General features: G+C 68.3%; 12 protein-coding genes and 1 pseudogene. 10 read left to right on the top strand and 3 right to left on the bottom strand.

Annotated elements, in window-relative coordinates; translation table 11 throughout:
* The coding region (locus ACT4N8_RS16145) for a hypothetical protein (protein WP_444859132.1) at window positions 1-428 on the top strand (428 nt) is incomplete at its 5' end.
* 100 nt (window positions 429-528) lie between these two features.
* Here ACT4N8_RS16145 and dprA read toward each other — a convergent pair.
* Together dprA and plsY are read right to left on the bottom strand one after the other, a co-directional pair.
* A complete protein-coding gene (gene dprA, locus ACT4N8_RS16140) occupies window positions 529-1,617 on the bottom strand; it encodes a DNA-processing protein DprA (RefSeq protein ID WP_444859131.1) in 1,089 nt (362 codons plus the stop codon).
* Window positions 1,617-2,228, bottom strand: a complete 612-nt coding sequence (gene plsY / locus ACT4N8_RS16135; RefSeq protein WP_444859130.1) for a glycerol-3-phosphate 1-O-acyltransferase PlsY — start codon at window positions 2,226-2,228, stop codon at window positions 1,617-1,619. Before plsY ends, dprA begins: the two co-directional genes overlap by 1 nt.
* An 89-nt stretch (window positions 2,229-2,317) precedes the next feature.
* Here plsY and murI point away from each other — a divergent pair, with 89 nt between their 5' ends.
* From murI to rpsD, 8 genes are all read left to right on the top strand, one after another.
* Window positions 2,318-3,112 carry a glutamate racemase gene (murI, locus tag ACT4N8_RS16130; RefSeq protein ID WP_444859129.1) on the top strand — a complete coding sequence of 265 codons (795 nt, stop codon included), beginning with the start codon at window positions 2,318-2,320 and terminating at the stop codon, window positions 3,110-3,112.
* Between the two features lie 85 nt (window positions 3,113-3,197).
* On the top strand, window positions 3,198-4,412 hold the full coding sequence (gene hemA, locus ACT4N8_RS16125; RefSeq protein ID WP_444859128.1) for a 5-aminolevulinate synthase: 1,215 nt from the start codon (window positions 3,198-3,200) through the stop codon (window positions 4,410-4,412).
* 12 nt (window positions 4,413-4,424) lie between these two features.
* Entirely contained in the window at window positions 4,425-4,703 is a 279-nt protein-coding gene (locus tag ACT4N8_RS16120) for a YdeI/OmpD-associated family protein (protein ID WP_444859127.1), read from the top strand.
* Between the two features lie 101 nt (window positions 4,704-4,804).
* On the top strand, window positions 4,805-5,257 hold the full coding sequence (gene rpiB / locus ACT4N8_RS16115) for a ribose 5-phosphate isomerase B (protein WP_444859126.1): 453 nt from the start codon (window positions 4,805-4,807) through the stop codon (window positions 5,255-5,257).
* Window positions 5,254-6,561, top strand: a complete 1,308-nt coding sequence (gene glyA, locus ACT4N8_RS16110) for a serine hydroxymethyltransferase (RefSeq protein ID WP_444859125.1) — start codon at window positions 5,254-5,256, stop codon at window positions 6,559-6,561. Before rpiB ends, glyA begins: the two co-directional genes overlap by 4 nt.
* A complete protein-coding gene (nrdR, locus tag ACT4N8_RS16105; protein ID WP_444859124.1) occupies window positions 6,562-7,023 on the top strand; it encodes a transcriptional regulator NrdR in 462 nt (153 codons plus the stop codon).
* Complete coding sequence (locus tag ACT4N8_RS16100; protein WP_444859123.1) at window positions 7,020-7,745, top strand: RNA methyltransferase; 726 nt, start codon at window positions 7,020-7,022, stop codon at window positions 7,743-7,745. The genes nrdR and ACT4N8_RS16100 overlap by 4 nt, the downstream gene beginning before the upstream one ends.
* A gap of 138 nt (window positions 7,746-7,883) precedes the next feature.
* The gene (gene rpsD / locus ACT4N8_RS16095) at window positions 7,884-8,498 is read left to right on the top strand and encodes a 30S ribosomal protein S4 (protein ID WP_444859122.1); all 615 of its coding nucleotides are present in this window, start codon (window positions 7,884-7,886) and stop codon (window positions 8,496-8,498) included.
* Window positions 8,499-8,552: 54 nt separating this feature from the next.
* Here rpsD and ACT4N8_RS16090 read toward each other — a convergent pair whose 3' ends face one another.
* A complete protein-coding gene (locus ACT4N8_RS16090; protein WP_444859133.1) occupies window positions 8,553-10,508 on the bottom strand; it encodes an alpha/beta hydrolase family protein in 1,956 nt (651 codons plus the stop codon).
* A gap of 133 nt (window positions 10,509-10,641) precedes the next feature.
* Here ACT4N8_RS16090 and ACT4N8_RS16085 point away from each other — a divergent pair.
* Window positions 10,642-10,846, top strand: a pseudogene (locus ACT4N8_RS16085) (peptidase M28); the annotation flags it as partial.

Raw genomic sequence — 10,846 nt, 5'->3', positions numbered from 1 at the left:
TCGAGCGCATTCCCGCGGGCGAGACGGTCCAGCGCTGGACGCGGATGGCGACGACGCAGCGCTTCGCCGGCGTGATCGCGCGCGGCGGCTCGCTCGACGAATGGTACGGACATTTCATGGGCGGCCTCGCCAACGGCTGCCCCGGCTATCGCTCCGGCCCGCCCGCCCGATCCCAAGTCGAGGGACGGCCGGCGCTGTCCTTCCGCGTCGATTGCCCGCGCAATCCCGCGACGGGCCTCCCCGAGACCTTCCTCTTGCGCGCCATCGCCGGCCAGAACGACCTCCACGTCACACAGGTCGCGTTCCGCCGGGTGCCGAGCGCGGCCGACATCGCCTGGGCGAGCCGCCATCTCGACACGGCGACCTTGTGCACCGCGCGCAGCCCCGCCCCCGTCTGTCGGAGGGGACCGGAGGCGTTCGACCGATAGGGTCCGTACTCAATTAGGCTGGCATTAGGCTGGCATGATTTCCAGGTAATTTCAGAGTGGGGTTCAGGCATCGGAGCGCGCCTGCTTATGAGTCCGGACCCTAGGCCAAGCTCACTCGCCCGCCCGCATGGCGCTCGAGCCGGCCGGCCAATTCCAGCTCGAGCAGCACCGTCTGGACCTCGGCCGGGGAGCGGCCGGCCTGGCGGATCAGCTCGTCGACCGGGACCGGGGTGGGGCCGAGCAGGTCGGTGACGGTGCGGCGGGTCGCTTCGTCGGTGTCGGCGGCGGTTTCGGGGGGCGCGTACGACCGCTTCGCCTGGCGGAAGGGGCGCGGGTGGATCGGGCTGAGCGCCTCGAGCACGTCCTCTGCGGTCTGGACGAGGGTCGCGCCCTCGCGGATCAGGAGGTTGCAGCCCTGGGCGCGCGGATCGAGCGGCGAGCCGGGGACGGCCATCACCTCGCGGCCATATTCGGCGGCGTGGCGCGCGGTGATCAGCGAGCCCGACTTGGGCGCCGCCTCGATCACCACCGTCCCCGCCGCGATGCCGGCGATGATCCGGTTGCGATAAGGGAAATGGCGGGCGCGCGGCTCGACCCCGGGCGGCTGCTCGGCGACCAGCAGGCCGCGCGCGGCGATCGCCTCCTGCCGCTCCTCGTTCTCCGGCGGGTAGGCGACATCGATGCCGCCGGCGATCACCGCGATCGTGCCGGTCTCCAGCGCGCCGTCATGGGCGGCGCTGTCGATGCCGCGGGCGAGGCCGGAGACCACGACCTGCCCCGCCGCGCCGAGCCCCTGGGCGAGTATTCGGGCGAAGCGGCAAGCGGCGGCCGAGGCGTTGCGCGCGCCGACGATCGCGACGGCCGGCTTGTCGAGCAGGGCGGCATCGCCCTTCACGATGAGCGCGGGCGGCGCCGATTCGAGCTCGGCGAGCAGCGGCGGGTAGAGCCCCTGGCCGAGGAACAAATAGCGTGCGCCGAGCCGCCCCACCTGCGCGATCTCGCGCTCGACGAGCTCGCGCCCGGCGAGCTTGGGCGCCCGGCCGCCGCCGCGCGCGGCGAGATCGGGGATCGCGTCGATCGCCGCCTGGGCCGAGCCGAAGCGGGCGAGCAGCTGGAAATAGGTGACCGGGCCGATATTGTCCGAGCGGATCAGCCGGAGCCGCGCGATCTGGTCCGCCGGCGCGCCCATCAGCCGGCCTTGCGGCCCACCTTGGGCTCGGTGCCCCGGAAGAGGCGGTCGAGATTGGCGCGGTGCTTCCACAAGACGAGCAAGGCGAAGCCGGCGAAGAGCATGACGAGGCTGATCCGCCCGACGAAATAGGCCGCGACGGGGGCGCTGGCCGCGTCCAGCATGCCGCCGACCGAGGAATAGCGCGTGACCGCCAGCGCCAGCAGCCAGACGGCCGCCATCGCCAGCCCCACGTGCCAGGAGAGCGCCGCGACGACGCCGATCATCGTCGCCACCCCCTTGCCGCCCCTGAAGCGCAGCCAGACGGGATAGAGATGGCCGAGGAAGGCACTGATCGCGGCCAGACCCTCCAGTCCCATGCCGGGCCAGAGCATGGCCACGAGCAGCACCGCGGCCGCGCCCTTGGCGGCGTCGAGCAGAAGGGTGGCGGCGGCGAGGCCCTTGCGGCCGGTCCTCAGCACGTTGGTCGCGCCGATATTGCCCGAGCCGATCTGGCGCACGTCGCCGAGACCGGCGAGCCGGGTCAGCACCAGTCCGAACGGAATCGCGCCGAGCAGATAGCCCAGAAGGAGCGACGCGACCGGCTCGAACAACGTGTCGAAAGTGATCACATGACCCCCTTTGCACGATGCCTAAGCAGCGGCCGCGATCCGCGCAACCGCGTTTGCCGCCCGTCCCGGGCGCCGCTAGAGCGGCGGCGATGGAGCGGGCGCGGCCTTTGCTGATCTTCGATTCCGGCGTCGGCGGGCTCTCGGTGCTGCGCGAGATCCGGATGCTCCTGCCCAGCGCCCCGATCGTCTATGCGGCGGACAGCGCCGGCTTTCCATACGGGACGAAGAGCCCGGCGGAAGTGGCGGCGCGGGTGCCGGCTCTGCTCGGGCGGCTCGCCGAGCGTTACGATCCGGCGCTGATCGTGATCGCCTGCAACACCGCCTCAACGATCGCGCTCGACGCGGTGCGCGCTGCGCTCGATCTGCCGATCGTCGGCACGGTGCCGGCGATCAAGCCGGCGGCGGCGCTCTCAAAGACCCGGGTCATCGGCGTGCTCGGGACGGCGGCGACGATCGTCCAGCCTTATGTCGACCGGCTCGCGGCCGAGTTCGCCGCCGATTGCACGGTGATCCGCCACGGCTCGGCCGAGCTGGTCGAGCTGGCCGAGGCCAAGCTCCGCGGGGAGGCCCCCGAGCCGGCGGCCTACGCGCGAATCCTCGACGGCCTGCTCTCCAAGGGGGAAGGCGAGCGGATCGACACGGTCGTCCTCGCCTGCACGCACTTTCCACTGGTGGAAGAGGAGCTGGCGACTGCGGCGCCCCGCCCGCTCGCCTTCGTCGACGGCAATGCGGGAATCGCCCGACGGACCCAATGGCTGACCCGCGATCTCGCCTGGCCGGAGGCGGCGCAAGAGGGAATCGCAATGTTCACGGGCGGTATCGATACCGAGCCCTATCGCGCCCCTCTCGCGGATTTCGGACTGACCCGGATCGAGAAGCTCTAGGGAAAGCCCTTATTGCGAGCGTTTCGCTCTGGCCTTTTAGGAGGCAATTCAGCTATTGGGCGGACGAGCAACGGGGACGAGAGCCTTGGATTACCAGCGCATCTTTGCGGAAGCGATCGAGCGGCTGCACGCGGAGGGCCGCTATCGCGTGTTCATCGACATATTGCGCGACCGCGGCTCCTTCCCCAACGCGCGCTGCTTTCACGGCCATAACGGGCCGAAGCCGATCACCGTCTGGTGCTCGAACGACTATCTCACCATGGGCCAGCATCCCGACGTCGCCGCGGCGATGGAGACGGCGCTGCGCGATTGCGGCGCGGGCTCGGGCGGCACCCGCAATATCGGCGGCAACACCCATTATCATGTCGAGCTGGAGGCCGAATTGGCCGACCTGCACGGCAAGGATTCGGCCCTGCTCTTCACCTCGGGCTACATCTCGAACGAGGCGACGCTCTCGACGGTGGCGAAGCTGCTGCCGGGCTGCATCATCTTCTCCGACGCGCTCAACCACGCCTCGATGATCGCGGGCATCCGCAATTCGGGCTGCGAGAAGCAGGTCTTCCGCCACAACGATCTCGCCCATCTCGAGGAATTGCTCGCCCAAGCCGACCCCGAGGCGCCGAAGCTGATCGCCTTCGAAAGCGTCTATTCGATGGACGGCGACGTCGCGCCGATCGCGGAAATCTGCGACCTCGCCGACAAATATAACGCCCTCACCTATCTCGACGAGGTCCACGCCGTCGGCATGTACGGCAGCCGCGGCGGCGGAATTTCGGAACGCGATGGGGTCGCCGACCGGCTGACCATCATCGAGGGCACGCTCGGCAAGGCGTTCGGCGTGATGGGCGGCTATATCGCCGCCGACCGGAACATCGTCGATGTGGTCAGGAGCTATGCGCCCGGCTTCATCTTCACGACCTCGCTCTCCCCCGTGCTCGTGGCCGGCGCGCTGGCGAGCGTGCGGCACCTCAAGGCCTCGTCGGCGGAGCGCGAGGCGCAGCAGGCCAGCGCCGCGAAGCTCAAGGTGCTGTTCGCCGAGGCGCGGCTGCCAGTGATGCCCTCGACCACCCATATCGTGCCGCTGCTGGTCGGCGATCCGGTGCGGGCAAAGAAGATCAGCGACATATTGCTCGCGGAATATGGCTGCTACGTGCAGCCGATCAATTACCCAACCGTGCCGCGCGGCACCGAGCGGCTGCGCTTCACTCCAGGGCCCGCCCATACCGAGGCGATGATGCGCGATCTCACCCGCGCGCTCAGCGAGATCTGGAGCCGGCTGGAGATGCGGCTGGCGGCTTAAGGCGGCTTCGACATGGCAAAGCCGTCATCCAGAGACTTCAGGCACAAGCTCCCACCCGATCTCCGGGCGGTGCTCCAGGACGACGGCGACCTCCAGGAAAAATGGGATAGCCTGACGGCGTTGGCGCGCAATGAGTGGATTTGCTGGATGACGTCCGTCAAGCAGGCGGCGACGCGGAACAAGCGTCTTGGGCGCCTTCAAGAAGAGCTGATGGTGGGGAAGCGCCGGCCCTGCTGCTGGCCGGGCTGCCCGCATCGCAGCGAATTGGCGCGGAAATGGGTCGCGGCATAGCGTCTAGAGCCCGAGCGAAAACTGTCAGCGTGCGCGTTCCATCATGCCCTGCGCCGCAGTATCTGGTGGCGAATCCGGTCGGCCTCCACTAGGGAAAGGCGATGCGCATCGTCATTGCTTCCGATCACGCCGCCGTCGAGCTGAAGGCGGCTTTGGTCGACCATCTGCGCGGCGCCGGGCATGAGGTGGACGACCTCGGCCCGGACGGCGTCGATTCGGTCGATTATCCCGATTACGGCTACAAGCTCGCCGACGCGATCGCCGCGGGCGCGGCGGAGCGCGGCATCGCGCTGTGCGGCTCGGGCATTGGAATCTCGATCTCGATCAACCGCCACCCGGCCTGCCGCTGCGCGCTCGTTTCCGAGCCGCTCTCGGCGCGGCTCGCGCGCGAGCATAACGACGCCAACGTACTCGCCATGGGCGGCCGCCTGATCGGGATCGAGATGGCCAAGGCCTGCGCCGACGCCTTTCTCTCGACCGCCTTCGGTGGGGGCCGTCATCAGCGGCGCATCGACAAGCTCACTCACCCCAGTTTCGCCAGGGAGCCCGCATGAGCAGCCATCCACTCGGGGACGTCCAGCCCGACGGCTTCTTCACCGACCGGCTGCGCGATGCGGATCCGGCGGTCGCCGACGGCATCGCCGCCGAGCTCGACCGTCAGCAGAACCAGATCGAGCTGATCGCGTCCGAGAATATCGTCAGCCGCGCCGTGCTCGAGGCGCAGGGATCGCTGCTCACCAACAAATATGCCGAAGGCTATCCGGGGCGGCGCTATTATCAAGGCTGCGCGCCCTCAGACACGGTCGAGACGCTGGCGATCGAGCGGGCCAAGCAACTGTTCGGCTGCGGCTTCGCCAACGTCCAGCCGCATTCCGGCGCGCAGGCGAACGGCGCGGTGATGCTCGCGCTCACCAGGCCCGGCGATACCATTCTCGGCATGAGCCTAGACGCGGGAGGGCACCTCACCCACGGCGCCAAGCCCGCCATGTCAGGAAAATGGTTCAACGCGGTCCAGTACGGCGTCCGCCGCGACGACCATCTGATCGATTTCGACGACGTCGCGCGGCTGGCGAAGGAGAACAAGCCGACCCTGATCATCGCCGGCGGCTCGGCCTATCCGCGCCACATCGATTTTGCCGCCTTTCGCGCCATCGCGGACGAGGTCGGCGCGATCTTCATGGTCGACATGGCCCATTTCGCGGGGCTGGTCGCGGCGGGCGAGCACCCCTCCCCCTTCCGCCACGCCCATGTCGTCACGACGACGACGCACAAGACGCTGCGCGGCCCGCGCGGCGGCATGGTGCTGACCGACGACGAGGCCATCGCCAAGAAGATCAACTCGGCGGTCTTCCCGGGGCTTCAGGGCGGGCCGCTGATGCACGTCATCGCCGCCAAGGCGGTCGCGTTCGGCGAGGCGCTGCGGCCCGAATTCCAGAGCTACGCCCGCGCCGTGATCGCCAACGCCAAGGCGCTCGCCGGACGGCTCAAGGAGCGCGGCGCGGATCTGGTCTCGGGGGGGACGGACACGCATCTCGCCTTGGTCGACCTGCGCCCGATCGGCGTCACCGGCAAGGACGCCGACGAGGCGCTCGAGCGCGCCGCGATCACCTGCAACAAGAACGGCGTCCCCTTCGATCCGCTGCCGCCAGTTAAGACCAGCGGCATCCGCGTCGGCTCGCCCGCCGGCACTACCCGCGGCTTCGGCGTCGCCGAGTTTCGCGACATCGCCGACATGGTCGCCGACGTGCTCGAGGGCCTCGGCGCGAACGGCGAGGAGGGCAACAGCGCGGTCGAGGCCGAGGTGAAGCAGCGCGTACGCGCGCTCTGCGCCCGTTTCCCGATCTATCAGGATCTGTAATTGCGCTGCCCGTTCTGCGCCCACGAAAACAGCCAGGTGAAGGACAGCCGTCCGACCGAGGACGGCTCGGCGATCCGGCGGCGGCGGCAGTGCGAGGATTGCGGGGCGCGCTTCACCACCTTCGAGCGGATCCAGCTGCGCGAGCTGACCGTGGTGAAATCGGAGAACCGCCGCGAGCCGTTCGACCGCGGCAAGCTCGAGCGCTCGATCGCGATCGCCTGCCGCAAGCGCCCCGTGCCGGCGGAGCGGATGGAGCGCCTCGCCTCCTCGATCCAGCGCCAGATCGAAACCTCGGGCGAGAGCGAGATGCCCTCGCACCGGATCGGCGAGATGGTGATGGAGGGCCTCAAGGCGCTCGATCCCGTCGCCTATATCCGCTTCGCCAGTGTCTATAAGGACTTCCGCGAAGCCAAGGACTTCGAGGATTTTGCTGGCACGGTATCTGAAGCGGGGAGAGAGTGAGCTCCCTGCCGCCGGCGATCGTTCTGGTCCGCCCGCAGCTCGGCGAGAATATCGGGAAGGCGGCGCGGGCGATGCTCAACTTCGGGCTCACCGACCTGCGGCTCGTCACGCCGCGCGACGGCTGGCCCAATCCCAGCGCGGGGCCGGCGGCTTCGGGTGCGGACATCGTGCTGGAGCGGGCGCGGGTGTTCGACAGCGTGGCTCAGGCGGTGGCGGATTGCCCGTCCGTCTATGCGACGACAGTGAGAAAGCGCGGGCTCGTCGTGCCGGTGGTTTCGCCCGAGGAGGCGGCACAAGAAATCCACGCCAATCACGGCGCCTCGGCGATCCTGTTCGGCGCCGAGCGCTCCGGCCTGGAGACCGACGAGGTCGCGATCGCCGGCAAGATCGTCACCGTGCCGGTCAACCCGGACTTCCGCTCGCTCAATCTCGCCCAGGCGGTGATGCTGCTCGCCTACGAATGGTCGAAGCACGAGGCGCTCGCAGTCCCAACGCTCGGCGATGAGGCCGAGCCCCGCGCCCCGCAGGCGCATCTCGAGGGGATGATCGCGCAGCTCTTCGACGCGCTGGAGGCGGCGGACTATTTCCATCCCCCCGACCGCACGCCCGCGACCAGGAACACGCTGCGCACCATCCTCACCAAGGCGAGCTGGTCCACGCGCGAGGTCCAGGCGATGCGCGGCGTCATCCGCGCGCTCGCGGAAGGGCGGCCGAAAGGTTGACTTCGAGCCCTTCAGCCGCCATGTGCCCGCCTTCGCAATTGGCCCCGCACCCCTGGTGAAGCGGCGGCCGCGCCCGGCATCATGGTCGGACGGTGCGGTTCCAGGGACTTACGACAACGCGAATTGGAGTTTCAGATCATGTCGAAGCGCTCAAGCGCCAAGTACAAGCTCGACCGCCGAATGGGCGAAAACGTCTTCGGCCGTCCCAAGAGCCCGGTCAATCGCCGCGAATATGGCCCCGGCCAGCACGGCCAGCGCCGCAAGGGCAAGATGTCCGATTTTGGCATCCAGCTGCGTGCCAAGCAGAAGCTCCGGGGCTATTATGGCGACGTTACCGAGAAGCAGTTCAAGCGCGCCTACACCGACGCCGCGCGGATGAAGGGCGACACCGGCCAGAATCTGATCGGCCTGCTCGAGCGCCGGCTCGACATGGTCGTCTATCGCGCCAAGTTCGCGCCGACGATCTGGGCGGCGCGCCAGATGGTCAGCCACGGCCACATCCGGGTGAATGGGGTGAAGTGCAACATCGCCTCACGCCGGGTCGACGTCGGCGACGAGATCACGCTCGGGCCGAAGGCGCAGGAGATGGCGCTGGTGATGGAGGCGCAGAGCCTCGCCGAGCGCGATATCCCCGAATATGTCGCGCCGGACGGTACTGCCAAGGTGACCTTCACGCGCGTGCCGACGCTGGACGAGGTCCCCTATCCGGTGCGGATGGAACCGAACTTGGTCGTCGAGTTCTACTCGCGCTGAGCCATTCCAGCAGGGATGACATTGAAGGGCGGCCCAGCGGGGCCGCCCTTTTCGTTACTGGATACCGAGCGCCTGACGCAGGAAGGCGTCGCTGCGGCGAAGCATCTGGGCGCGTGCCCCGCTCTCCATCAGATAATGGTCGAGCGAGGGGAATTCGACCAGCTCGACCGTCCGGCCCGCGTCGCGCAGCCGGTCGCGCATCAGATGCGACTGACGAACGCGGACGTTGCGGTCCAGCTCGCCGTGGAAGAGCAGCACCGGCGCGGTGATTGTCGCTGCGTGGCGGGCGGGCGATCCGGCCGCGATATGCGGCCCTTCGCCGATAAAATCGCGCGTGTTGGCGAAACTGTTGAATTCCAGCATCTCTCGACGCAGCTCGCCGAGGTCCGTCACCGGCGCGATGGCGACCACGGCGCGGAACAGCGACGGGTCGACGACCCCGGACTGGAGCGCCGCATAGCCGCCATAGGACCAGCCGAGGATCGCGAGTCGGGCCGGATCGGCGATCCCCTCGCTGACCAACCAGCGCCCACCATCGTTCACATCGCCAACCGCTGTCCGCCAGGATTGGAAACCGTTGACCTGAAACCAGTCCGAACCGTAGCCGGCCGATCCGCGAAAATTGGGCTGCAGGACGGCATAGCCGCGATTGGCGAAATATTGCGCCATCCAGTCGAAGCCCCATTCGTCGCGCGCGCTTGGCCCGCCGTGCGGCATGACGATCGCCGGCAAGCCGCGCTGGGGGCCATTCGGCGGCAAGGTCAGATAACCGGGAATTTGCGTGCCGTCGGCGGCGCGATAGGTGACCGGCCGGACCGTGGCCAGGGTGACCCCGTCGAGCTCCGGACGCGCCCGCATGACCCGCTCGAGATTGCGGGTGTCGCGATCGAGCACATAATAGGTGCCCGGATCGGAGTCCGACCCGGCCAAGATCAGCAGCCGGCGCTCGTTATCGGAGGCTCCGACGAAGTTGATCAACGGCGAATTGGGCAGAGCGCGAGACAGTTGCTGCCCGATCTGCTGCAATTCCGGATCAAAATAGACCGTCTCGCGCCGCTCCGTCGCATAGCTCGCTCCGACCACGCGGCCGCGCCGGCCGAGGCGGATCACATTGTCCACGTCCACTTGCGGATGGGAGATCGTGAGGTCTCGCCGGCCCGTGCCGTCGAGCGACATCCGGTAGATCTGGTCGCGGCCGTCCACGAGCTCCTGCACATAGCCGGCGTTGAGCGCGCCATCGACGGCGAGCGGATAGGGACCGCGCCGGGTGACGCTGTCATAGTCTCCGAGCGGCGCCCAAGCGCTGGAGTCGGGCGCGCGGTAGAAATGAGCGACGATGCGGCCGCGCTGCGCCACGTCGCCACGCACAGGCATCGAGCCCATGATCCGCACATTGCCCTGGCCGTCGGCGAGGAAGCGCCACGAATTGGCGTTCGGCGGCTCGACACGCCGGGTGCGGGAAGTGGCTGTATTGACCCTTACGACGCCGATGCCCTCCTCATCCCGGGCAAGGAGGGTGCCGGCGCGAGACTCGGGGATGAAGACCTGCTGCATCAGCACTTCATTTTCCTGACCCACGAGCCAGTCGATGACGCTGCCGCCCCAGAGCCGGCTGGCGACCTGATCGCCGCTGTCCCGCTCGCCAAGCACCCGCACGTTCGAACCGTCCAGATCGAGCGCGATCAGCCGGCTGGCCTGGACCAGCGTCCCGATCGACTCGGTGACTCCGTACACGGTGCAGACCAGACGCGCGTTCGACACCCAGTTACAGCCGCTGAGGCGCTGGCGGACGCCGTCGACCGCGATCACGTCGCGCGGCTGGGTGCCGCCGACCTCGACCGTCATGAGCCGCGATCCCTGACCCGTCGGGCGCGGCACCGAATAGGCGATTCGCGAGCCGTCCGGTGAGAGGGCGATGAACTCGACATTTTCCCGGGCGCCAAAGGCGACAGCGGAATCCACCTGCGCCTGGACAGGCACGGCAAAGAGCGCCAGCAACGCGGCGACCATAGGTTTCACAAATATACCCCCCAGTTTCAATCGCTTGTCAGTCCAGCATAGTGGCGGGAAGCGTCACGGAACGCAAGGTTGCGAAAGCGGCGACCGAATGCCAGAAGCGCCGCGGGCGGGCAGAGAGGGAAGAATGATGCGTCTGATCCTGGCTTTCGCGGCGGCCCTTCTGGCGGGCTGCGCAACCACCGCCTCCACCTCCGATCACGCGCCGCAAATCTCACTGGAGACGCTGCAGCGGGTGACGCAGGAATTGTCGTCCGACGCGTTCCAGGGGCGGGCGCCCGGAACCGAGGGCGAGACGCGCACCGTCGAGGCGCTGGCGCGCGAGTTCGCGC

The sequence above is a fragment of the Sphingosinicella sp. genome (genome assembly GCF_052387495.1).
Taxonomy (GTDB): Bacteria; Pseudomonadota; Alphaproteobacteria; order Sphingomonadales; family Sphingomonadaceae; genus Allosphingosinicella.
Note: the sequence above shows the minus strand (reverse complement) of the source record. Positions and strands in the feature narration are given on the sequence as shown.